The organism is Hymenobacter nivis (assembly GCF_006439025.1).
Classification (GTDB): Bacteria; Bacteroidota; Bacteroidia; order Cytophagales; family Hymenobacteraceae; genus Hymenobacter; species Hymenobacter nivis_A.
Window position 1 is genome coordinate 27,111 of the sequence record NZ_RCYZ01000006.1, and the last position, 21,586, is coordinate 48,696.

Here is a 21,586-nt window from a genome sequence, read left to right on the forward strand (position 1 = left end):
TTAGGGAAAAGCCGCGGCCCGGCCGCGCCTCAGCACTGGCCAAACCGCGGCTTGCCGCTACTCGTAAGCTGGGGCCGGGGCCCTATTGCGCGCCCAGCACCAGCTGCTCGGGCAGGTTGAGCAGGTAGTCGCCGTAGCCGCTCTTGCGCAGCGGCAGGGCCAGGGCCCGCAGCTCGTCGGCGGTGATGAAGCCCTGGCGGTAGGCCACTTCCTCGATGGCGCCCACCTTCAGGCCCTGGCGCTGCTCGATCACGCGCACGTACTCGCCGGCCTGCATCAGGCTCTCGAAGGTGCCCGTGTCGAGCCAGGCCGTGCCCCGGCTCAGAATGCCCACCTTGAGCTTGCCGCGGCGCAGGTACTCTTTGTTCACATCGGTAATCTCGTACTCGCCGCGGGGGCTGATTTCCAGGTTCTTGGCAATTTCCACCACGCTGTTGTCGTAGAAGTACAGGCCCGGCACGGCGTAGTTGCTCTTGGGCTTGGCCGGCTTCTCCTCGATGCTCAAGGCCTTCTTGTCGGCGTCAAACTCCACCACGCCGTAGCGCTCGGGGTCGTGCACGTGATAGGCGTACACCACGCCGCCGTCGGGGTTGTTGTTCGACTTCAGCAGCTCTTCCAGGCCCGCGCCGTAGAAAATGTTGTCGCCCAGCACCAGCGCCACGCTGTCCTGGCCGATGAAATCGGCCCCCAGTACGAAGGCCTGCGCCAGCCCATTAGGCACCTCCTGCACCACGTATTGGAAGTCGCAGCCCAGGTTTTTGCCGTCACCGAGCAGCTTTTTAAACTGCGCCTGGTCGTGGGGCGTGGTGATAATCAGCACTTCCCGGATGCCCGCCATCAGCAGGATGCTCAGCGGGTAGTAGATCATGGGTTTGTCGTACACCGGCATCAGCTGCTTGCTGACGGCCAACGTGAGGGGGTGCAACCGGGTGCCGGAGCCGCCGGCGAGGATAATACCTTTCATAGATGTAGAGGATGTATTAAGAAGTTTGAAAACGTCATGCTGAGCGCAGCCGAAGCATCTCTACTGCGGCAGTACTTCTGATTAGTTGCTCAGTAGAGATGCTTCGGCTGCGCTCAGCACGACGTTCAATTAATTGCGTTCCTTGATAAACTCCTGGTTGGCCTTGAACCAGTCCAGCGTTTGCTGCAAGCCCTCGCGGATGCGGATTTGGGGCGCATAGCCGAGCAGGTTATTGGCCTTGCTGATGTCGGCCAGCGAGTCGCGGATGTCGCCTGCGCGGTCAGGGCCGAACTGCGGGGCCAGGTCCGAGCCGGCTTCCTCGCGGAGGATGTCGTACATCTGCACCAGCGAGGTGCGGTCGCCCACGGCGATGTTGTACACCTGGTTTAGGGCCCCCGGGTTGGTGGTGAGGGCGGCGCGGATGTTGGCCTGCACGCAGTTCTCCACGAAGGTGAAGTCGCGGGTTTGGCCACCGTCGCCGTTCAACGTGGGGGCCTGGTTTTCCAGAATAGCATCGATGAACAGCGGAATCACGGCCGCGTAGGCCCCGCCCGGGTCTTGCCGGGGCCCAAAGATGTTGAAGTAGCGCAAGCCAATGATTTCCATGCCGTAAGTGCGGCCAAACACGTCGGCGTACAGCTCGTTGGCATACTTGGTGACGGCGTAGGGCGAGAGCGGCTTGCCGATGCGGTCCTCCACTTTGGGTAGGCCGGGGTGGTCGCCGTAGGTGCTGCTGGAAGCCGCGTATACGAAGCGCTTCACGCCCGCGTCCTTGGCGGCGGTCAGCATCTGCACGAAGCCGCCCACGTTCACGTCGTTGGTCAGCACGGGGTCTTTGATGGAACGTGGCACCGAGCCCAGGGCGGCTTGGTGCAGCACCACGTCGACGCCGGCGCAAGCGGCCGCGCACGTTTCGGCGTTGCGGATGTCGCCGTCCACGATTTCCAGGGCCGGGTCGACCTCAAACATCGCCAGGTTTTTGCGGAAGCCGTTGGAGTAGTTATCCAAAGTCCGTACTTTTTTGGCGCCGTACTTCAGCAGGTATTCCACCAGGTTGGAGCCGATGAAGCCCGCGCCACCGGTGACGAGAAACGTAGTGTCCGACAGCGGTCGGTCGTGGAAAGGAGTATCGTACATAATTTTTCTTTTGTCATTGCGAGCGCAACGAAGTGAAGCGCGGCAATCTTTTCTACACGTTGATTTGGTAATTAAATAAGACGAAATTGAGCACAAGGCAAGAACGATTGCCGCGCTTTAGCTGCGCGCGCAATAGCAAAGGCCACTAGCGCCCAGCGTATTGCTTAGTATTGTAGTCCTGGTAAGCGCCGCTGGTCACACTGTTCAGCCACTCCTCGTTTTCCAGGTACCAGTCCACGGTTTGGGCCAAGCCTTGCTCGAACGTGACGGACGGTTTCCAGCCCAGCTCGTTCATGATCTTGCTGCTGTCGATGGCGTAGCGCATGTCGTGGCCGGCGCGGTCGGTTACGAACTTGATGAGCTGGCGCGAGGTGCCGGGGCCCTGGCCGGTCTTCTCGTCCACCACGTCGCAGAGCAGTTCGATGAGTTTCAGGTTCTGCCACTCGTTTACGCCGCCGATGTTGTAGGTATCGCCCAGCTTGCCGTTGTGGAACACCGCGTCGATGGCTGTGGCGTGGTCCTTCACAAAAAGCCAGTCGCGCACGTTTTCGCCCTTGCCATACACCGGCACCGGCTGGCCGGTGCGCAGGCGGTGGATGGCCAGCGGAATTAGCTTCTCGGGGAAGTGGTTGGGGCCGTAGTTATTGGAGCAGTTGCTGAGCTTGATGGGCAGGCCGTAGGTGTGGTGCCAGGCGCGCACAAAGTGGTCGGAGCTAGCCTTGGAGGCCGAGTACGGCGAGCGCGGGTCGTAGCTGGTTTCCTCGGTAAACATCTCGGGGCCGAAGTCCAGTGAGCCGTACACCTCGTCGGTGCTCACGTGGTAGAAGGTGTGGCCGGCGTAGCCGCCCGGCTGCCACAAGTTGCGCGCCGCGTTCAGCAAATTCACGGTGCCAATGACGTTGGTTTTTACAAACGCCATGGGGTCAGTGATGCTGCGGTCGACGTGGCTCTCAGCGGCGAGGTGAATCACGGCGTCGGGCTCCTCGCGGGCAAACAGCTCGTCGATGAACGCCTGGTCGGAAATGTCGCCCTTCACGAAGCGGTAATTGGGGGCCCCTTCCACGTCGCGCAGGTTCTCCAGGTTGCCCGCGTAGGTCAGCGCATCCAGGTTAATGATCTGATAATCGGGGTACTTCGTAACAAACAGCCGCACCACGTGCGAACCAATGAAGCCGGCCCCGCCGGTGATGATAATTTTCATAATTTTTAAGGGGTGAGGGGGTAGGGGGAAGAAGGCAAGAGGGATGGCAGGTAGTAATTCCTGACCGCACCCCCTCCTAGCCTAAAGTTTGCTGCCATTTCCAAGCGCTGGCGAGCGAGTCGAGCAGCGAGGTTTCGGTTTTGAAGCCGAGCACGGTTTCGGCCTTGGTGGCGTCGGCGTAGATGGCGGGCACATCGCCGGGGCGCCGGGGCCCAATGCTGTAGTTCAGCTGTTGGCCGCTGGCTTGCTCAAAGGCCTGCACCACTTCCAGCACCGTGTTGCCGTGGCCGGTGCCCACGTTGAAGGTTTCCACGGTGTCGGGGGCTTTGCGGTCGAGCAGGCGTTGCACGGCCACTACGTGCGCCTTGGCCAGGTCCACCACGTGGATGTAGTCGCGCACGTTGGTGCCGTCGGGGGTGGCGTAGTCGTCGCCGAAAATCGTCAGCTTCTCGCGGATGCCCGCCGCAGTCTGGGTGATGAAGGGCACCAGGTTGTTGGGCGTGCCCAAGGGCAGCTCGCCAATCTTAGCCGAGGCGTGGGCCCCGATGGGGTTGAAGTAGCGCAGCAAAATGGTGCGCAGCTTATTGCTGCTGGCCCCCGATACGTCGTGCACAATGTCTTCGCACATCTGCTTAGTGCGGCCGTAAGGCGAGGTGGCCGGCTTGGTGGGCGTGGCCTCCGTCACGGGCAGCGCGTCTGGGTTGCCGTACACGGTGCACGACGACGAGAACACCAAGTTCTCCACCCCGAACTCAGGCATCACTTGCAGCAGCGTCAGCAGCGAGCCCACGTTGTTGTGGAAGTAGGCCAGCGGCTTCTGCACCGATTCGCCCACCGCCTTGAACGCGGCGAAATGGATGACGCCCGCAATGTTGCCTTCCTGCCGAAACACCCCGCGCAGGGCCTCCGCGTCGCCGCAGTCGACGTGGTGGCATGGCACGTCGCGCCCCAAAATGGCGCGCAGCCCGGCCAGTACCGACTCCTTCGAGTTGCTGAAATCGTCGACGATGACGGGCTCGTAGCCCGCCTGGGCCAGCTCCACCACCGCGTGGGAACCAATGTAGCCGGCGCCGCCGGTGACAAGAATCTTGCTCATAGTATTGTTAAACAATTAATTACAGGCTCCAGTAGTGCAGCTCCTGCATCTGGCCGCGGTACAGGCCCTTGATGTCGACCAGCACGGCGTTGTCGGCCGTGATGGACTGGAAATAAGCCTCGTCTTTCGCGGCGTAGGGCTTGTGGCCCACGGCCACAATCACGGCGTCGTAGTCGTCGCGGATGTCGTCGTTGGCCGTTAGGCGGAAGCCGTACTCGTGCAGCAGCTCGTCGGAATCGGCGTGGGGGTCCACGATGTCCACGTTCACCGAGAAGTTTTTCAGCTCCTGGATCACATCGGCCACCTTCGAGTTGCGGATGTCCTCCACGTTCTCCTTGAAGGTGGCGCCCATCACCAGCACGCGGCTTTTGGCCACGTCCTTGCCCTTCTTAATCATCATCTGCACCGTTTTGCGGGCGATGTAGGCCCCCATGTTGTCGTTGGTGGTGCGGCCGCTCAGGATCACCTTGGCGTCGTAGCCCAGCTCCTTGGCCTTGTAGGTCAGGTAGTACGGGTCCACGCCGATGCAGTGGCCGCCCACCAGGCCGGGGCTGAACTTGAGGAAGTTCCACTTCGTGCCGGCCGCCTCCAGCACCTCGTAGGTGTTGATGTTCATGCGGTCGAAAATCATCGACAGCTCGTTCATCAGCGCGATGTTGACGTCGCGCTGGGTGTTTTCGATGATTTTAGCGGCCTCGGCCACCCGGATGCTGCTGGCGCGGTGCACGCCGGCGTCCACCACCAGCTCGTACACTTTGGCCACCGTTTCCAGGGCCTCGGCGTCGTTGCCGCTCACCACCTTCACAATGCGGCGCAGCGTGTGCTCCTTATCGCCGGGATTGATGCGCTCGGGCGAGTAGCCTACTTTGAAGTCGTTCGGAAATTTCAGGCCCGAGAGCTTTTCCATCACCGGAATGCAGTCCTCCTCGGTGCAGCCCGGGTACACAGTGCTCTCAAATACCACGTAATCGCCCTTTTTCAGCACCTTGCCCACCGAGGCCGAGGCCCCCAGCAGCGGCCGCAGGTCGGGCTGGGCGTGCTCGTCGATGGGCGTGGGCACGGCCACGATGTAGAACTGCGCCTGCCGCAGCACCTCCAGCGAATCGGTGAAAGCGATGTCGCAGCCCTCAAAGTCTTTGGCCTCCAGCTCGCCGCTGGGGTCGATGGCCTGCTGCATCTGGGCCACGCGCCCGGCGTTGATGTCGAAGCCGATGACTTTGAGCTGCTTGGCAAACTCGAGGGCGATGGGCAGGCCTACGTAGCCGAGGCCGATAACGGCCAGCGTGGCCTCCTTGCGCAATAATTGGTCGTACATTATTTATTATTAAATTGTTGGCGGTTAAATTGTTGTCGTTTCGCAGGCACTGGCCGGCCCGGAAACCGAGCAGCAATTCAGCGATTTACCCAGCTGCTAATTTTAATGGCTTACTCTTTTAATAGCTTGACGACCATGTTTTTGAGCTCATAGGTTTCGTCGGTTTCGGGGCAGGTGGCGCGGCCCTGCTTGTCGAAGCGCAGGCGGTGGCCGGCGGCGCTCATCCAGCCCTGGGGCCGGGCGGGGTTGCCGTACACCAGGGCGTAGGCCGGCACGTCGCGCGTGACGACGCTGCCCGCCCCCACGAAGGCGTAGCGCCCCAGCCGCACCCCGCACACGATGGTGGCGTTGGCCCCCACGCTGGCGCCCTGCGCCAGGTGCGTGGTTTGGTAGTGGCCGGGGCCCTGGCGGGGCACGGCGCTGCGCGGGTTTTTCACGTTCGTGAACACCACCGAGGGCCCCAGAAACACATCGTCTTCGCAGACCACGCCGCCGTAGAGGCTCACGTTGTTTTGCACTTTCACGTTGCGGCCCAGCGTCACGCCGTCGGCCACAAACACGTTTTGGCCCAGGTTGCAGTCCTCGCCGATGTCGGCCCCGGCGCACACGTGGCAAAAGTGCCATACGCGGCTTCCACGCCCAATTTGGCAGCCTTCGTCGAGCACGGCCGTGGGGTGGGCGTAAAAATCAGGGGCGGCGTGGGGCATGCGGGCCAGTGGGGTTGCGCGGGCAAAGGTAAGGCCGGGAGCGGGTTAGGAACCAGCAGGGCCCCGGGTTGAATTTTTGGACAAATCCCCACCACCGCTGCCCGTGGGGTCCCCGGCTCTTGTCGCCCGGGTTTCGCCCGCCGACGGCCGGCCGCGGCTACGGCGCCAGCACCTCGGCGGGGTTGCGCACGGGGCCCCGGCGGGCAAAAATCACGAGCTGGGCGTCTTCGTAGTACACCCGGAAATCGGGGCGCTGGCGCAGCTGGGCCAGGGCTTGCAGGCTCTGCTCGGGGCGCAGGGGCCAGGCAGCGGCCATACTAGGCTGGCGCAGCAGCACCACATACCGGGCGTCGTGCAGGGCCGGAAACAGGTAGAGCCGCCGGGGCACGGGCAGCTGGGGCGTGAGGTTGGACTGCGTGCTGACCGGGCCCCCGGCCGGCAAATGGGCCAAGGCGGCCCGCAGCGCGGCCCGGTCGTAGGGCGCGCGGTAGTGGCGGCCGGTGAGAAAATTGGTGGTGGTGCGGTCGTACCACTTGCTCTGGCGGGTGTAGAGCGTGACGAGCGTGAAGGCCGCCGCGCCGGCCAGCGCCAGCCGCCCGGCAAGCCGGCGCGCCGGGGCCCCGGCGGGCCAGCGCCGCAGGGCATCGGCCAGGGCCAAGGCCAGCACCGGGGCAAACTCGATGGAATACTGAGAGTTGATGCCCCACAGGGCCGGGTCGTTGGCCAGCAGCTTCTGGCCGATGACGGGGGCCAGCATCAGCGCGTACCAAGGCCGCCGCAGCAGCGCCAGCCCGCCCGAGCAGAGCAGCGCCAGCCAAAACTCCAGCTTGACGTAGTTGTAGGCCGGGTCGGGCGTCGTGTTCTGGAACAGGGCCGTCCACAGCAGGGCTGGGTGGCGCAGCAGGTTGGCCGCCGCCGCGGGCACCGTGGGGCCCCACTGCTGGTAGCGCACCGCCTGCCCAAACGGCCGGTGGGCCGCGTCGAGGGCCGGCATGGCCCAGCGCGTAATCAGCAGGAAGTAGCCCAGGGCCCCCGCCGCGGCCAGCCCCAGGCCTAGCGCCACGCCCCGGCGGCCCCGGTGCTGCCAGGCCAGCCCCAGCAGCACAAACACCAGCCACAGGGCCATGTTCTCCTTGCTGACGAGCAGCAGCCCGCCCGCCGCCGCTGCGGGGCCCCAGCGGCCCTGCGCCACCCATAGGGCCAGCCAGGGCAGGGCCATGGCCCCCACCACATTGTCGTGGTAATCAAACCCCAACGCCGAAAACAGGCCCCACTGCACGCTGAAAAACGCTAGGGCCCACTGCGCTTCGGCACCGCTGGCCCCCCGGGCGCGGGCGTAGCGCCACACGCCCAGCCCCCCCAGCAGCACGGCCCCCAACTGCACCAGCAGCAGGGCCCAGGCTGCCCCCACCAGCCAGTACAGCGGCACGGCCAGGGCCGGCGTCAGGCTGAAGTGCACGGACAGGAAATTGGTCGGCGGCGAATCGAGCAGCAGGGTGGTAATGGCCGGGCGCAGGTGCGCCCAGTCGCCCACCACCTGCGCGGCCAGGCCCAGGTCGAGGGCCGCCGTGCGGAAGTTGTAGTGGTTGACGAGCGAGACCAGCGCGTACACGGCCCCGGCCAGGGCCAGGAGCACGGCCGGGCGTTGGGGCCAGGGCAGGGGCGCAGCAGCGGCCATCGGGGAAGGGGGGAGAAGGGAAGGCGGCCGGGGCGGCCAGGGGTGGGCAGTGAACGAAAAGGCCCGCAATAACGCGGGGAAACGGGGGTTTTCTGCGCACGCCGGGGCCCCGGGGGCCGGTTTGGACCCCCGGGGCCGGGCCTATCTTTGCCGCATGGCCGCCCCGCTCCTCTCCCTCGTTGTTCCGGTGTATAACGAAGAGGCGCTCGTGGGGCCCCTGGTGGCGCGGTGCGTGGCGGCGCTGGCCGGCCTCACGGCCGACTTCGAGCTCATCTGCGTCGACGATGGTAGCCGCGACGACACCCTGCCCCGGCTGCTGGCCGCCCGCGCCGCCGAGCCCCGCCTCAAAGTGCTGGCCCTCTCGCGCAACTTCGGCCACCAGGCTGCCTTCACGGCCGGCCTGCACGCCGCCCAGGGCCAGTACGTGGCCACGATGGACGGCGACCTGCAAGACCCGCCCGAGCTGCTGCCCCGCATGTGGGCGCTGCTGCGCCACGACGCCCACGACGTGGCCTACGGCCACCGCACCGACCGCGAGGAGGGCTGGGGCCGGCAGGTGCTGATCAAAGTGTTTCACCGCTTGTTCCGCGATTTCTCGAAGTTGCAGGAGGCCGACAACGTGGGCAACTTCGCCATGCTGAACCGCCGCGCCCTGGGGGCCCTGCTGGGGCTGCACGAAAAAAACCGCTACCTGCCCGGGCTGCGCTCGTTCATCGGCTTCCGGCAGGTGGCCGTGCCCTACGCCCGCCAGGCCCGGCCCAACGGCTCGACGCCCAAAATGGGCTATGGCCGCCTCTTCGCCCTGGCCCTCGACGCGCTGTTTTCCTTCTCCGACCTGCCCATCAAGGTCTGCCTCTACGCGGGCTTGTTCGGCATGGTGGTGTTTTTGCTGGCCGGGGTGTACGCCCTGGGCAGCAAGGCCCTGGGCCTGGCCCCATTCGGGTGGACGTCGCTGGAGCTGAGCATCTACTTCATGGGCTCCATCCAGCTGCTGTTTTTGGGCATCACGGGCGAGTACGTGTTCCGCATCTACCGCGAAAGCCAAAACCGGCCCCTCTACTTCGTGCAGCAGTACTACGCCTGATACGCCCCGCCGGGGCCCCACCGCCTGATGCCCCGCCGGGGCCCTACGGCCGGGGGCTGAGCACGGCGTAGCCCTGCACCAGCTGCTCCTGGTAGGTGCCGGGGGGCAGCAGGCTGCGCACCACCTGGTGCACGGGTTTGTTGAGCAGGGGCGGGGGCACCACAAACGTGGCGGCCGGGTAACGGTGCCAAAAGGCCTCGACCTGGGCCGCGGTGGGGGGCGGCGCCAAGGCTAGCGAATCGGGGCGGCGCTGGGCCAGCAGCAGGCGGGCCAGCACCGGCTCGTGGGCAAAGGCGGCGAAGGTGGCGGCCGGCACCCGCGAGATGTAGGCCCCCGGCAGGGCCTTGCCGTGCCGGGTTTGGTAAAACAGCTCGGCCGGGTCCAGTGCACCCACCGCGTGGTAGCCGTCGAGCACGCCCAGCGGGAGCGGAAACACTACGGGCCCCGGCTGGGCCGCCGCCACGCGGTAGGCCGCCGGCACGTCGGCCAGGCGAATGAGCGGGTAGGCGTCGGGCTGAAACTCGAAGAACAGCACCGCCGCCAGTACCGCCGCCAGGGCCCAGCCCCGGCCCGCGGGGCCCCGCCGCAGCCAGCCATCCAGCCCGATGCAGGTGGCCAGCGGCAGCAGCAGCGAGAGCAGCAGCACGTGCCGCGTGGGGCACCGAATGTTGTTGAGAAACGGCACGTAGTGCACCACGCTGGTGGGCAGGCGCAGGCCGCCGTGGCCCAGCAGCCGCAGCTCGGGCAGGGTGAGCATGGCAAACAGCACGGCCAGGGCCCAAAAAGGCCGGGTTTCGGGGGGCCGGGCGGGGTCAGGGGCCCCGGCGCGGCCCGCCCGGCCCGCCGCCACGGCCAGCACCAGCGCCAGCAGCGGCAGCAAGTAGCCCACAAACAGCACGTTCTCAACCGAGCCGGGGGTGTGGAAGTGGGGGCTGCGCCAGAGCGCATCGGTGGCCGCCGTGGCCAGCCAGCGGTTGCCGAGCGGCGGCACGAGGTAGCCGGCCAAGTCGCCGCCCCACCAGAAGCCGTCGTTGTCGGGGAGCCCGGCCCGGCCCAGGCCCCGCGACACGAAGTGGCCCAGCACCAGCACCACCCCCGCCACCGCCCACGGCTGCCAGCTCCGCCAGCGGACCTGGCCCAGCTGCAGGCCCCACCAGGCCGCGTAGCCCACCGAGAAATACACTAGGCCCGCCAGGGTGTAATAATCACTGAACAAGGTAATTAGCAGCAGCGCCGCCGCCCAGCCCACCTGCCCCGGGCGGCGCACTCGCGGCCACCAGCGCCCGGGCCGAAACGCCAGCCCGTCGAGGTAAGCCATGATATAAAACGGCACCGTGGCCGTGAGCAGCAGGTGGTAGTGCTCGGGCCAGTGGGCCAGTTTGTAGGGCGAAAACGCGAAGGCGTAGCCCACCAGCCCGCACAGCAGCGGCTGCCGCACCCAGCGCCCCGCCAGCCGCGCCGCGCCCACGCCGCTCAGCACAAAGCTCAGCAGCAGCCCCCCGTTCACGGCCCAAAACTCCTGGCGCAGCAGCAGATTCAGGGCCCCCAGCACCGGGGTGTAGGTGTGCAGCCACAGGCCGGTGCCGGCCGGAAACAGCAGCAGCGGCGTGAAAAACGGGTTGTGCCCGCTGGCCACCTGCCGCTGGAAGTTCCACACGTTCCACACGTACTGGTTGGCGTCGTGGTGCGGAATGCCCACGAAGGCCGTGCTCCACTCGCGGGCCAGCGGCCACGAGTACCAGGCAAACAGGGCGGCGTAGGCCAGGCCGGCCAGCAGCAGGCCGCGCACCCGGAGGGCATTGGCGGGCGGGGGAGGGGCAATCGGCATGGGCGGGCGGGCGAAGGGGCCCCGGCGCCCGGGGCCCCAACAAAAGTAGGCCGGCGCTGGTAGCTAGCTTTGCCGCTTCCCTTTTACGCCCGCCGCCATGCCCATTGCCCGCCCCTTCAACTTCCAAAAGTGGATCGACGAACACCGCCACCTGCTGAAGCCGCCGGTGGGCAACCAGCAGGTGTTCAAGGATAACCAGGATTTCATCGTGATGGTGGTTGGGGGCCCCAACGCCCGCAAAGACTACCACGTGGACGCGGGCGAGGAGCTTTTTTTGCAAATCGAAGGCACGATGACGCTGAAAATCATCGACGACGGCCAGCCCGTGGACCTGGAAATTGGGCCCGGCGACATGTTCCTGCTGCCGCCCAATACACCGCACTCGCCGCGCCGCCCGGCCGGCGGCGTGGGCCTGGTGCTGGAGCGCTACCGGGCCCCCGGCGAACTCGACGGCTTCCAGTGGTACTGCGAAAACTGCGGCAATAAATTGCACGAGGAGTTCGCCGAAATCACCGACATCGTGGCCCAGCTGCCGCCTATCATGAACCGCTTCTGGGCCGACGATGCCCTGCGCACCTGCCAGGTGTGCGGCACCTACCTCGAAGCGCCCGCCCCGGCGCCGGCCCAGCCGTAGGATTCCCGCGGCGGTATCAACCACGTTATTATGGCCTGAATACACCCGGCCGGGGGCCCCAGCCGTACCTTTGGGCATGCCCTCCGCCCTCCTCGACCCCACCCACGCCGCCGCCCTCGACGCCGCCGATCCGCTGGCCGCTTTTCGTTCCGAATTCCTGTTTCCCGCCGGGCCCGACGGCCAGCCGGTGGCCTACTTCTGCGGCAACTCGCTGGGCTTGCAGCCCAAGGCCACCCGCGCCGCCCTCGACGCCGAGCTGACGAACTGGGCCGAGTTGGCCGTAGAAGGCCACTTCCACGGCACCGCGCCCTGGATGCACTCCCACGGGCCCCTGGCCGCGGCCAGCGCCCCGGTAGTAGGGGCCTTGCCGCACGAAGTGGTGATAATGAACGGCTTGAGCGTGAACCTGCACCTGCTGCTGGTGTCCTTCTACCGCCCCACCGCCACCCGCTACAAGGTGCTGATGGAAGGCGGCGCGTTCCCCTCCGACCAGTACGCCCTCGAAACCCAGGCCCGCCTGCACGGCCTCGACCCCGCCGACGCCATTGTGGAGCTGGAGCCCCGCCCCGGCGAGCACACGCTGCGCACGGAAGACATCACCGCCAAAATTGCCGAGCTGGGCGACTCACTCGCCACCGTGCTGCTCGGGGGCCTCAACTACTACACCGGGCAGGTGTTCGACATGGCCGCCGTGACGGCCGCCGGGCACGCGGTGGGCGCCACCGTGGGCTTCGACCTGGCCCACGCCGCCGGCAACGTGCCGCTGCACCTGCACGATTGGGACGTGGACTTTGCCTGCTGGTGCACCTACAAGTACCTCAACTCGGGGCCCGGCGGCATTGCCGGGGCCTACGTGCACGAGCGGTTTGCCAACCGGCCCGACCTGCTGCGCCTCGCCGGCTGGTGGGGCCAGGAGCCGGCCGAGCGCTTCCAGATGAAAAAAGGCTTCCGCCCCACGCCCGGGGCCGACGGCTGGCTTCTGTCGAACTCGCCGGTGCTGCTGCTGGCTCCCCTGCGCGCCAGCCTCGAAATGGTGGCCCGCGCCGGGGGCATGCCCGCCCTGCGCGCCAAAAGCGAGCCGCTCACCGCCTACCTCGAAAGCCTGATCAGGGCCCTGGGCCTGCCCGCCGACCAGCTCGAAATTATCACCCCCGCCGACCCCGCCCAGCGCGGCTGCCAGCTCTCGGTGCTGGTGCACCAGCGCGGGCGCGAACTGTTTGATTTCCTGGCCGCCCGGGGCGTGGTGGCCGACTGGCGCGAGCCGAACGTGATCCGTCTTTCGCCCGTGCCGCTCTACAATTCGTTTGAAGACGTGCGGCGGGCCGGGGCGGCGCTGCACGAGTTTTTCGGCGCTTAGCTATTGGCAGCCAAGGATTAGTACAATTTAAGCCAACTAAAAGGGGGTGTTTCGGGTATTAAAACCCGGGCCCAACCAAGCGCCACGCCCCAACCAAGCACCAAGCACCCCCGATGGAAGACTACGCGGCGAAAATGCAAGCCAAGAGCTTGGCCGAGCTGCAGCAATACGTGAGCGGCTACACCCAGTACCGCGACGATGCCGTGCTGGCCGCCCTGGCCGAGCTGCGCCGCCGCGGCCAGCCCGCCCCCGAGGAGGAGGCCCTGCGCCCCGGCCTCGAAACCGCCGTGGCCCAGCAGCGCGTGGACGAAGCCGCCGTGGAAACCATGCGCCGCCGCGAAGCCCCCTTCGACCCCGACACGGCCGACGGCCCCGAGCTGTTTTCGCCCGGTACCATCGTGCTGTTTTCGCTCATGTTTTCGATGCTGGCCGGCGGCGTGCTGCTGGGCATCAACCTGTTCCGGCTGCGGCGCACGCAGGCTTTGGCGGGGCTGGCGGCGTTTCTGCTGGGCTGCCTGCTGGCGGGCGGCTACGCCCTGAAGTGGGCCGCCGCCGCCAACAACTCCACCGCCCTGCTGCTGGTGCCGGTGGCGGTGAACGTGGTGGCCGTGGCCGCGTTTTTCCTCTGGTTTTGGCCGCGCTACGTGGGGCCCGAGCCCTACCGCAGCCGCAGCTGGCTGCTGCCGTTCCTGCTATGCATGGCGGTGGTGCTGGTGCTGCGCAGCTTCCTGCCCATGCTGAAGGACGATAAAGGAAACCCCATCGTGCCCGGGAGTGCGCCGGCCGCGCCCAGCGCCGCGCCAGGGCCCCCAGCCGCAACAGCGGCCGATGCCAAGGTAGTTTAGGGCCCTGGGGCCCTAAATCGGTCCTGCCAAAAGGCAGCCTGTGCCTTTTAGCTGGCCTCGCCGATGGCGTACTGCATGCGGTAGAGCTGGGCGTAGTAGCCGTTCTCCAGGCGCAGCAGTTCCTCGTGGGTGCCCACTTCCTTGATTTCGCCCTTGTCGAGGACGATGATTTGGTCGGCTTTCTGGATGGTGCTGAGGCGGTGGGCGATGACGAGTGAGGTGCGGCCCTGCATCAGCTTCTCAATGGCGTTCTGGATCATTTCCTCCGTCTCGGAATCCACCGATGAGGTAGCCTCGTCGAGCACAATTACGCGCGGCTGGTACACCAGGGCCCGCACGAAGCTGATGAGCTGCCGCTGGCCCACCGAGAGCGTTGCGCCGCGCTCCATCACCGGGTAATCCAGGGCCCCGGGCAGGCGCTCCATGAAGCGCCGGGCCCCCACGAGGTCGGCCGCCTCCCAAATCTGGGCGTCGCTTATCTCGCTGCTGCCCAGCGTAATGTTGTCGCGGATGCTGCCCGCAAATAGGAACACGTCTTGCAGCACCACGCCAATCTGGCGGCGTAGCACGCTCAGGTCGTAGTCCTGCAGGTCGCGCCCGTCCACCAGAATACGGCCTTCCTGGATGTCGTAGAACCGGCTCAGCAAGTTGATGATGCTGGTTTTGCCCGCCCCGGTGGCCCCCACAAAGGCAATGGTCTGGCCCGGCTTGGCGTGGAAGCTGATGTCTTTCAGCACCCACTCGGGCGGGTTGTAGGCAAATTTCACGTGGTCGAAGCGCACGTCGCCTTCCAGCGGCGCGGCGGGCACGTAGGTGCCGGTGGTGGCCACCAGGTCGTGGCTGTCGAGCAGCTTCAGCAGGCGCTCGGTGCTCACCAAGCCCAGTTGAAGGGTGTTGAAGCGGTCAGCAATTTGGCGAATGGGCCGGAAAAACAGCGCGTTGTACATGATGAACGCAATGAGGGCCCCCTTGGAAATCGTGCCCTCGATCTGGCCCTGGGCCGCGTACCACACCAGCAGCCCCACGCCAATGGCGGCCAGCACTTCGGCCACCGGGAAGTAAATCGAGTAGTAGAGCACCGAGCGGATATTGGCGTCGGTGTGCTCGCGGTTTATTTTCTCAAACTTCTTGAACTCGCGCTGCTCGTTGCCAAAAATCTGCACCACGCTCATGCCCGTCAGGTGCTCCTGCACAAACGAGTTGAGCTTGGCCACGGCGTTGCGCACGTCCTGAAACGATACTTTTACCTTCTCCTTGAACACATAGGTGGAGAAAATCAGCGGCGGAATCACCGACAAGCTGATGAGCGTCAGGCGCCAGTCGATGTAAAACATGAACCCCATGATGAACAGGATTTGCAGGATGTCGCCCACCATCGCCGCCAATCCTTCGCTGAACACGTCGGACAGCGTTTCCACGTCCGAGATGTTGCGCGTCACGAGCACGCCAATGGGCGTGCGGTCAAAGAAGCTCAGCTTGAGGCCCAGCAGGTGCTGGTAGAGGTCGGTGCGGATGTCGCGCACGATGTACTGGCCCAGCCAGCCGCCGTAGTACGTCTGCAAGTAGCTCACGCCGGCGTGGGCCACCAGCAGGCCCAGCAGCCACAAAAACATGCGGTTCAGGCCGGTGCGGTCGCCCTGCTCGATGCTCACGTCCACCATCTTCTGGATGAGGAAGGGCCGCAGGGTGCCCAGCGCGGCCGTGGCCACGGTGAGCACAATCAAGCCGATGAACACGCCGCGGTAGGGCCGCACGTAGCTGAGCAGGCGGCGCAGCACTTGCCAGTCGAACACCTGGCCGGTGGTGGGGGAAGCAGCGGGTTGGGGTTGCATAGGGTACAAAGGTCGGCAGGAACGCCCGGAGCCAGGCCGTGGGTAACCGGCCAGGAGGCGGGGTAGTTGGGAAAGGGCAGTTGGAATTCGAGCCGGCGCGGCATCTTTAGGGCCCCAACCTTCCCCTGTGCTACCATGACGCCACTTTTTCGCCGATTGTTCCTCTTGGCCGGCCTGCTACTGGCGGCGGCTCCCAGCTGGGCCCAAACCGTCAACGTCGAGGCCGTGACCCGCTACTGGGAAATAACGGACGCGCTACGCCGCAACGAGCCGCTGACCGACCAAGTGTGGCACAATTTCCTGGAGCTGCCCGGCAATAAGGCGTACGTGCGCTCGGTGTACGACGCCGAAGACTTGGCCCGCTACCGCAAAGCCGTGGAGGTGGCCTACATGCCTCTCTACGATTCGCTGCTGCAAGCCAAGATCAAGGCCGGGGCGTGGTACTACATTCTGGCGAACGACTACAAGCAGCGCGAACAAGAATACCGGGCCTACGTGGCCCAAACAGCCAAAAGCCCCGCCTACTTAGATTTGATGTATGCCAATGCCTACGCTTGGTTGCCCGCCCGTAACCACACCAAAGTAGCCGACCTGCATTTATACTACGTCTCGATTGGCAACGATGCTACGTCGCAAAAAGAAGGCATTTTCTACAGTATGCGCGCGTCAGTCGACTATGCCAAAATCAAGCCCGGCATCTTGGAAGGACACGAAATGCACCACCAGTTGCACCCCCCAAAGGATTTTGGTACGGTGGATCCTGCCGATGAGGGAGTGCTAGGGATATTGCATGATATTGAAAATGAAGGGCTTGCTGACCAAGTTGATAAACGATACGAGATGATGACTAGCGATTCGCTTGAATTGCGCAACTGGCTCTTGGCCCCGGCCCCCGCCGTCATTCATAAAATGGATTCCCTTATCCAAATTCAGGTACGAGGTGGGGCCCCGAGCAGCCGGAAGCAATACCGCCGCCTAACCAATGGCTCCAACGGCCACCTCCCCGGCTTCTACATGTCGTCGGTCATCGTAAAAAACGGCTACGCTAAACAGATGATTGACCACGCCGGCGACCAAGTGGCTTTTGTCCTGCTCTATCAGAAAGCCGCCAAAAAAGACAAGTCCCACGCGCCGCTCTTTTCCGACGTTTCAATCCGCCATTTTAAGCAATTGGCACGCAAGTACGCCAAGCTCCGGCCGGCTCCGGTTGCGCTCGCGCCCAAGTAAAGCATTGCATAGCAATCTGTTGGATTTATGGGCCTCCGGCAGCTACTCCCCGGGAACCAGCCCCGGCTCGTACTTCAACCAACCCAGGCCCCTAAACGGCCGCCGCCGCGATGCCCGGTACGTCCTGGAGGCGGTGGTACACGGGCAGCCCGCGCGCCTGGGCGATGCGCACATCTTCGTCGGCCCCGGCTGATTTGCCTTCCAGGCGCAGGACCGCGTCGCAGCGGTCCAGGAGGTAGTGCGCGACGGGGTAGAGAATTTCCTCGTAGGCCGCGTCGCCCGGCCGGGTAGAGCCCGCCAGCCGCAGCAGCGGCAGGGCCACCCATTCGCCAATAAGCGGCAGGTGGCCGGCCCGAAACAGGGGCAGCGCGGCGGCTTCGAGGCGGTGCAGGTTGTCGGCCATGCGGGCCGGGTCGTCGTGGGTGCCGCTGCGGTAGGGCCCCGCAATGAGAATCAGCATGCTATTGGGTTTAGAGAAGTAAAAAATACGCTAACCACCAAGCTGTTGCAGGCGCAGGTGCTGCAAGAGCATGATGGTTTTGCCGTCCTGAATCTCGCCGGTTGCCACCATCGCCAGGGCCTGGGTTAGCGGCAGCTCCAGCACCTCAATTTCCTCTTCGTCGATGCCGCCGCCGGCCCGGCGCTCGGTGGCCGCCGAGTATTCGGCCAGGTAAAAAAACAAGCGCTCCGTTACCGAGCCCGGGCTCATGTAGGCCTCCATCACCTTCTGCACGGCGGTGAGGCGGTAGCCGGTTTCCTCCTCCGTTTCGCGCACGATGGCTGCATCGGGGTGCTCGTCGTCGAGCAACCCGGCGCAGGTTTCGATGAGCATGCCCGACGGATTGCCGTTGACGAAGGTGGGCAAGCGGAACTGCCGGGTGAGGACGACCGTGCCGGCGGCGGGGTTGTGCAGCAGAATGGTGGCCCCGTTGCCGCGGTCGTAGGCCTCGCGCGATTGGGTTTCCCAGGCCCCATTTTTTCGCTGATAGTCGAAGGTGACCTTGCGCAAGGTGTACCAATTATCCGACAAAACTTGTTGTTCCCGGAGGCGAATGCGTTCGTTCATGCAAAAGCGAAAGTTCGTTTGAGTTCGATTATGTTTCTTTGTGATTGTTTAAGGCAATCTACGGCAAAGGCATGAACTTCCAACTACGCAAACACTACATCCTGACCACCTTGGAGCAGCAGCGTAGCCTGTCCGTGGCCGAGGTGGCCCAGCATTTAAAGGCCACGCCCATCACCATCCGGCGCGATTTGGCTCAACTGGCGGGCCAGGGCCTGTTGGTGCGCACCCACGGTGGGGCCGTGCTGCCAAGCGTGGCCAAGCATCCGGTGGCCTTCGCCCGCAAAGCCACCGCCAACAGTGCCCAGAAAGAATACATTTGCCGGTTGGCGGCCCGCCACATTGCCGACGGCGATTTTATTTTCATCGACTGCGGGAGCACGACTTTCCAGCTGTGCGCCCTCATCCGGCACCTGAAAATCCGTGTGCTCACCAACTCCTTGCCTGTGCTGGGGGCCCTGGTGGGCTCTGCCGTGCAGGTGGTCCTGGCCGGGGGCGAAGTGGACGCCGAGCGGCAGGCGGTGCACGGGGCAACGGCGGCCGAGCACCTCCGGCGCTACGCCGTGGACAAAGCCTTCCTGGGCGTGGACGGGCTTTCGCTGCAACGGGGCCTAAGCGCCAACAGCGAGCAGGAAGCCACCATCAGCCAGGCGGTGATGGCCGGGGCCCGGCACGTGTTTTTACTGTGCGATTCGAGCAAGCTGGAGCAGGAAAAATACGTGCAGTTTGCTCCCCTGTCCGCCGTGGGCACCCTGGTAACGGACCCGCAGGCCCCCCCCGCATTAATGGCTCAGTACCGGGAAACGGGGTTGCGGGTGCTCTGCTAGCCTGCTACTGCCGTGCCCGGCGCAGCTCCGCAAGCCCATCGGAATGACAGTCCCTTATTCGAAAATACTTCTTGTAGTGCCAACAATACGGACTCAATTCGGTGTGTGCTGAATCCTGGGGGCCCTATTCTGGTATCAAGCCTGGCTCGTATTCCACCCGGCTCAGGAACAGCCCCTGGGCCGGGGCCGCCGTGCCGGCTGCCACCCGCTGCTGCGCCCACAGCAGCTGCTGGAACTGCGCCGGCGAGTGCTTGCCGCGGCCCACGTCGAGCAGGGTGCCTACCACCAGCCGCACCATGCCGCGCACGAAACGGTTGGCCCGGATGCGGAACACCCAGCCGCCCGGCACGGGGTGCCAGGCCGCCTCGGTGCAGCGGCACACGTAGTGCGTTTCGGCCCCCTTGGCCTTCGAAAACGTGGTGAAATCGAACTGCCCCACCAGGTGGGCGGCGGCAGCGTTCATCAGGGCCACGTCGGGGACCCTATCCAGGTACAGGGCCTGGTCGCGCCGAAAGGGGTCGGGCGCGCTCAGCAAAAAATACTCGTAGGTGCGGGCCTCGGCGTCGAAGCGGGCGTTGGCCGACGGCGGCACGGAGTGCAGGCGCAGCGGGGCCACGTCGGCGGGCAGGGTGCGGCGCAGGCGGTAAAGCAGCAGGGCCTCGTCCATGCCGGCCGGCAGTTCGGCGTCGAAGTGCGCTATCTGGTGGCGGGCGTGCACACCGGCGTCGGTGCGCCCGCTGCCCAGGGTAGTTATCGGCTGGCGCAACACCTTGGCCAGGGCCCCATTGAGGGCCGCCTGCACGGTGGGCGCGTTGGGCTGCACCTGCCAGCCGGAGTACGCCGTGCCGTCGTAGGCGAGGTGAAGAAAGTAGCGCATAGGAGCCCTAAACAACGAACTGGGGGCCGCTGGCCAGCTGGCAGTTTGCCAACGCCAACGGCCCCCAGCTAACGGTTTACTAAAAAATTAAGCCTTTTCGTAAATCACGGCGGCGCCTTGTCCCACGCCCACGCACATGGCAGCGAGGCCGTAGCGGGCCCCTTCGCGGCGCTGCATCTCGTGCAGCAAGGTAGCCGTGATGCGCGAGCCCGACGAGCCCAGCGGGTGGCCAATGGCGATGGAGCCGCCGTTCACATTCATCTTGTCGGTGTCCAGGCCCAGCTCGCGGATGCAGGCAATGGTCTGGGCCGCAAAGGCTTCGTTCAACTCGATCAGGTCCATGTCGGCCAGCGTGAGGCCGGCGCGCGCCAGCACCTTGCGGATGGCGGTGATGGGCCCCAGGCCCATTACGGCGGGGTCCACGCCGACCACGGCCGAGGTCACCACCTTCGCCATCGGCTTGAGGTTGTAGCGTTTCAGGGCATCGTCGCTCACCATCAGCACGGCCGCCGCGCCGTCGTTGATGCCGGTCGAGTTGCCGGCCGTCACGGTGCCATCGGTTTGAAACACGGGCTTGAGGGAGGCCAGCTTCTCCAAGGTGGAAATGCGCGGCTGCTCGTCGGTGTCGAACAGGGCCGTGTCGCCGATGGGCTGGGGCAGGAACACGGGCACGATTTCCTTGCGGAAACGCCCTTTTTCGGCCGCGCGGTGGTACTTGCGCTGGCTCTCGAAGGCAAAGGCGTCCTGCTCTTCGCGGGTCACGTTGAACTGCTTAGCCACGTTTTCGGCCGTCTGCCCCATGTTGTAGGGGAAGTGCATGCGGTTCAGCTTGGGGTTGGTGAAGCGCGAGCCGAGCGTGGTGTCGTGGGCCGTAAAGTCGCGGGCGTAGGCCGTTTCCGACTTGGCCATCACGAAGGGGGCCCGGGTCATGCTCTCCGAGCCGCCGGCTAGGTACACGTCGCCTTCCCCAGCCTTGATGGCCCGCGAAGCATCCATGATGCTCTGCAAGCCGCTGGCACACAAGCGGTTCACCGTCACGCCGGGCACCGTGATGGGCAGGCCCGCCAGCAGGGCCGCCATGCGGGCCACGTTGCGGTTGTCTTCGCCGGCCTGGTTCGCGGCGCCCATGATGACGTCCTCCACGGCGTTTTTGTCGAGCGTGGGGTTGCGGCGCAGGAGCTCGCGCAACACGAGCGCGGCCAGGTCGTCGGGGCGGACGCTGCTCAGCGCGCCGCCGAATTTTCCAATCGGGGTCCGCACCGCGTCCACGATGTAAGCACTTGGCATCAGCAAGAAGAATTGTGGGGCGCGAAGCCCCCGGTACAGGCTAAATTTGCGGCCCGGCCCCGTACGGGCCGGCCTCCTAACCACAACGACAAAGATGATACAAAGAATCCAAAGCGTGTTTTTACTGCTGCTGGCCCTGGCCATGCTGGCCATGTTGGCACTGCCCTTATGGTCCAAAACCGACCCAATCAGCCACGCTAGCCTCACCCTCACGGCCTTTCAGCTCTACCGCGGGGCCACGCCCGAGGCGGGTGCCGTAGTGGCTTCGGCTTGGCCCATTGGCGCGCTGGCGCTCACGGCGGCGGCCACGGCCATCTACGCCGTCTTCCAGTTTCGCCGCCGCTCGGTGCAGCTGTTGCTGTGCTCGCTCAACTTGCTGCTGGTGGTGGCCACGCTGGGGGCCGCTTTCCTGTATTCGAGCCGCGCCGATGCCATGCTGAACGTGAAAATGGAAGGCCGCTACCTGGCCGGCTTCTACCTGCCCACCCTGGCGCTGGTGCTCAACCTGCTGGCCAGCCGCTACATCCGCCGCGACGAGCGCCTCGTGCGCAGCATGGACCGCCTGCGCTAGGGCCCCACGGCAACGCCAGCAAAAAGGGCGGGCCGCTTCTCATCATCGAGAAGCGG

20 protein-coding genes are annotated in these 21,586 nt (G+C 65.2%); 7 read left to right on the plus strand and 13 right to left on the minus strand.

All coding sequences use genetic code 11. The features are described from left to right. Positions 1-82 precede the first annotated feature (82 nt). The 7 genes from rfbA to EAH73_RS14600 all read right to left on the minus strand — a co-directional run bounded on the left by rfbA (position 83) and on the right by EAH73_RS14600 (position 8,098). A complete protein-coding gene (gene rfbA / locus EAH73_RS14570; RefSeq protein WP_140467800.1) occupies positions 83-964 on the minus strand; it encodes a glucose-1-phosphate thymidylyltransferase RfbA in 882 nt (293 codons plus the stop codon). A gap of 129 nt (positions 965-1,093) precedes the next feature. After that, a complete protein-coding gene (locus EAH73_RS14575; protein ID WP_140467802.1) occupies positions 1,094-2,101 on the minus strand; it encodes an SDR family oxidoreductase in 1,008 nt (335 codons plus the stop codon). A gap of 145 nt (positions 2,102-2,246) precedes the next feature. After that, positions 2,247-3,302: a dTDP-glucose 4,6-dehydratase gene (gene rfbB, locus EAH73_RS14580; protein WP_140467804.1), complete on the minus strand. Its 1,056-nt coding sequence runs from the start codon at positions 3,300-3,302 to the stop codon at positions 2,247-2,249. 76 nt (positions 3,303-3,378) lie between these two features. After that, complete coding sequence (gene galE / locus EAH73_RS14585; RefSeq protein WP_140467806.1) at positions 3,379-4,398, minus strand: UDP-glucose 4-epimerase GalE; 1,020 nt, start codon at positions 4,396-4,398, stop codon at positions 3,379-3,381. A gap of 19 nt (positions 4,399-4,417) precedes the next feature. Beyond that, positions 4,418-5,713 (minus strand): nucleotide sugar dehydrogenase, encoded by a 1,296-nt coding sequence (locus EAH73_RS14590; RefSeq protein ID WP_140467808.1) that lies wholly within the window; start codon positions 5,711-5,713, stop codon positions 4,418-4,420. 110 nt (positions 5,714-5,823) lie between these two features. Then, positions 5,824-6,420: an acyltransferase gene (locus EAH73_RS14595; RefSeq protein WP_140467810.1), complete on the minus strand. Its 597-nt coding sequence runs from the start codon at positions 6,418-6,420 to the stop codon at positions 5,824-5,826. Between the two features lie 157 nt (positions 6,421-6,577). Continuing rightward, a complete protein-coding gene (locus tag EAH73_RS14600) occupies positions 6,578-8,098 on the minus strand; it encodes a DUF2079 domain-containing protein (RefSeq protein ID WP_140467812.1) in 1,521 nt (506 codons plus the stop codon). Between the two features lie 154 nt (positions 8,099-8,252). On the opposite strand from EAH73_RS14600, the gene EAH73_RS14605 reads away from it, so the two are divergent. After that, positions 8,253-9,182 (plus strand): glycosyltransferase family 2 protein, encoded by a 930-nt coding sequence (locus tag EAH73_RS14605; RefSeq protein WP_140467814.1) that lies wholly within the window; start codon positions 8,253-8,255, stop codon positions 9,180-9,182. Between the two features lie 43 nt (positions 9,183-9,225). On the opposite strand, the gene EAH73_RS14610 is transcribed toward EAH73_RS14605, so the two are convergent. Further along, positions 9,226-11,010, minus strand: a complete 1,785-nt coding sequence (locus tag EAH73_RS14610; RefSeq protein WP_140467816.1) for a hypothetical protein — start codon at positions 11,008-11,010, stop codon at positions 9,226-9,228. Between the two features lie 97 nt (positions 11,011-11,107). On the opposite strand from EAH73_RS14610, the gene EAH73_RS14615 reads away from it, so the two are divergent. From EAH73_RS14615 to EAH73_RS14625, 3 genes are all read left to right on the plus strand, one after another. Beyond that, positions 11,108-11,644 carry a 3-hydroxyanthranilate 3,4-dioxygenase gene (locus EAH73_RS14615; RefSeq protein WP_140467818.1) on the plus strand — a complete coding sequence of 179 codons (537 nt, stop codon included), beginning with the start codon at positions 11,108-11,110 and terminating at the stop codon, positions 11,642-11,644. A gap of 76 nt (positions 11,645-11,720) precedes the next feature. Next, entirely contained in the window at positions 11,721-13,001 is a 1,281-nt protein-coding gene (gene kynU / locus EAH73_RS14620) for a kynureninase (protein WP_140467820.1), read from the plus strand. A gap of 113 nt (positions 13,002-13,114) precedes the next feature. Continuing rightward, positions 13,115-13,846, plus strand: a complete 732-nt coding sequence (locus EAH73_RS14625) for a hypothetical protein (protein ID WP_140467822.1) — start codon at positions 13,115-13,117, stop codon at positions 13,844-13,846. A 47-nt stretch (positions 13,847-13,893) separates the two neighbouring features. On the opposite strand, the gene EAH73_RS14630 is transcribed toward EAH73_RS14625, so the two are convergent. Beyond that, positions 13,894-15,678 (minus strand): ABC transporter ATP-binding protein, encoded by a 1,785-nt coding sequence (locus EAH73_RS14630; protein ID WP_140467824.1) that lies wholly within the window; start codon positions 15,676-15,678, stop codon positions 13,894-13,896. 135 nt (positions 15,679-15,813) lie between these two features. Between EAH73_RS14630 and EAH73_RS14635 the strand changes: the two genes are divergently transcribed. Next, positions 15,814-16,905: a DUF5700 domain-containing putative Zn-dependent protease gene (locus tag EAH73_RS14635; protein WP_140467826.1), complete on the plus strand. Its 1,092-nt coding sequence runs from the start codon at positions 15,814-15,816 to the stop codon at positions 16,903-16,905. A gap of 91 nt (positions 16,906-16,996) precedes the next feature. On the opposite strand, the gene EAH73_RS14640 is transcribed toward EAH73_RS14635, so the two are convergent. Both EAH73_RS14640 and nudK read right to left on the minus strand, forming a co-directional pair. Further along, positions 16,997-17,365: a DUF4406 domain-containing protein gene (locus EAH73_RS14640; RefSeq protein ID WP_140467828.1), complete on the minus strand. Its 369-nt coding sequence runs from the start codon at positions 17,363-17,365 to the stop codon at positions 16,997-16,999. Between the two features lie 30 nt (positions 17,366-17,395). Then, entirely contained in the window at positions 17,396-17,971 is a 576-nt protein-coding gene (gene nudK / locus EAH73_RS14645) for a GDP-mannose pyrophosphatase NudK (RefSeq protein ID WP_140467830.1), read from the minus strand. A gap of 71 nt (positions 17,972-18,042) precedes the next feature. Between nudK and EAH73_RS14650 the strand changes: the two genes are divergently transcribed. Then, positions 18,043-18,795 (plus strand): DeoR/GlpR family DNA-binding transcription regulator, encoded by a 753-nt coding sequence (locus tag EAH73_RS14650; protein ID WP_140467832.1) that lies wholly within the window; start codon positions 18,043-18,045, stop codon positions 18,793-18,795. 124 nt (positions 18,796-18,919) lie between these two features. On the opposite strand, the gene truA is transcribed toward EAH73_RS14650, so the two are convergent. Together truA and EAH73_RS14660 are read right to left on the minus strand one after the other, a co-directional pair. Next, on the minus strand, positions 18,920-19,672 hold the full coding sequence (truA, locus tag EAH73_RS14655) for a tRNA pseudouridine(38-40) synthase TruA (RefSeq protein ID WP_140467834.1): 753 nt from the start codon (positions 19,670-19,672) through the stop codon (positions 18,920-18,922). Between the two features lie 87 nt (positions 19,673-19,759). Next, positions 19,760-20,959 (minus strand): thiolase family protein, encoded by a 1,200-nt coding sequence (locus EAH73_RS14660; protein WP_140467836.1) that lies wholly within the window; start codon positions 20,957-20,959, stop codon positions 19,760-19,762. A 94-nt stretch (positions 20,960-21,053) separates the two neighbouring features. Here EAH73_RS14660 and EAH73_RS14665 point away from each other — a divergent pair, with 94 nt between their 5' ends. Beyond that, the gene (locus EAH73_RS14665) at positions 21,054-21,530 is read left to right on the plus strand and encodes a DUF4293 family protein (protein WP_140467838.1); all 477 of its coding nucleotides are present in this window, start codon (positions 21,054-21,056) and stop codon (positions 21,528-21,530) included. Positions 21,531-21,586 lie beyond the last annotated feature (56 nt).

Excerpts from the sequence above, each read along its gene's own strand:
- EAH73_RS14640 (WP_140467828.1), bottom strand. The coding sequence starts at position 17,365 with ATGCTGATTCTCATTGCGGGGCCCTACCGCAGCGGCACCCACGACGAC.
- EAH73_RS14600 (WP_140467812.1), bottom strand. The coding sequence starts at position 8,098 with ATGGCCGCTGCTGCGCCCCTGCCCTGGCCCCAACGCCCGGCCGTGCTC.
- EAH73_RS14660 (WP_140467836.1), bottom strand. The coding sequence starts at position 20,959 with ATGCCAAGTGCTTACATCGTGGACGCGGTGCGGACCCCGATTGGAAAA.
- EAH73_RS14650 (WP_140467832.1), top strand. The coding sequence starts at position 18,043 with ATGAACTTCCAACTACGCAAACACTACATCCTGACCACCTTGGAGCAG.
- galE (WP_140467806.1), bottom strand. The coding sequence starts at position 4,398 with ATGAGCAAGATTCTTGTCACCGGCGGCGCCGGCTACATTGGTTCCCAC.
- EAH73_RS14610 (WP_140467816.1), bottom strand. The coding sequence starts at position 11,010 with ATGCCGATTGCCCCTCCCCCGCCCGCCAATGCCCTCCGGGTGCGCGGC.
- EAH73_RS14590 (WP_140467808.1), bottom strand. The coding sequence starts at position 5,713 with ATGTACGACCAATTATTGCGCAAGGAGGCCACGCTGGCCGTTATCGGC.
- rfbA (WP_140467800.1), bottom strand. The coding sequence starts at position 964 with ATGAAAGGTATTATCCTCGCCGGCGGCTCCGGCACCCGGTTGCACCCC.
- EAH73_RS14575 (WP_140467802.1), bottom strand. The coding sequence starts at position 2,101 with ATGTACGATACTCCTTTCCACGACCGACCGCTGTCGGACACTACGTTT.
- truA (WP_140467834.1), bottom strand. The coding sequence starts at position 19,672 with ATGCGCTACTTTCTTCACCTCGCCTACGACGGCACGGCGTACTCCGGC.
- kynU (WP_140467820.1), top strand. The coding sequence starts at position 11,721 with ATGCCCTCCGCCCTCCTCGACCCCACCCACGCCGCCGCCCTCGACGCC.
- rfbB (WP_140467804.1), bottom strand. The coding sequence starts at position 3,302 with ATGAAAATTATCATCACCGGCGGGGCCGGCTTCATTGGTTCGCACGTG.
- EAH73_RS14615 (WP_140467818.1), top strand. The coding sequence starts at position 11,108 with ATGCCCATTGCCCGCCCCTTCAACTTCCAAAAGTGGATCGACGAACAC.
- EAH73_RS14665 (WP_140467838.1), top strand. The coding sequence starts at position 21,054 with ATGATACAAAGAATCCAAAGCGTGTTTTTACTGCTGCTGGCCCTGGCC.
- EAH73_RS14635 (WP_140467826.1), top strand. The coding sequence starts at position 15,814 with ATGACGCCACTTTTTCGCCGATTGTTCCTCTTGGCCGGCCTGCTACTG.
- nudK (WP_140467830.1), bottom strand. The coding sequence starts at position 17,971 with ATGAACGAACGCATTCGCCTCCGGGAACAACAAGTTTTGTCGGATAAT.
- EAH73_RS14630 (WP_140467824.1), bottom strand. The coding sequence starts at position 15,678 with ATGCAACCCCAACCCGCTGCTTCCCCCACCACCGGCCAGGTGTTCGAC.
- EAH73_RS14625 (WP_140467822.1), top strand. The coding sequence starts at position 13,115 with ATGGAAGACTACGCGGCGAAAATGCAAGCCAAGAGCTTGGCCGAGCTG.
- EAH73_RS14605 (WP_140467814.1), top strand. The coding sequence starts at position 8,253 with ATGGCCGCCCCGCTCCTCTCCCTCGTTGTTCCGGTGTATAACGAAGAG.
- EAH73_RS14595 (WP_140467810.1), bottom strand. The coding sequence starts at position 6,420 with ATGCCCCACGCCGCCCCTGATTTTTACGCCCACCCCACGGCCGTGCTC.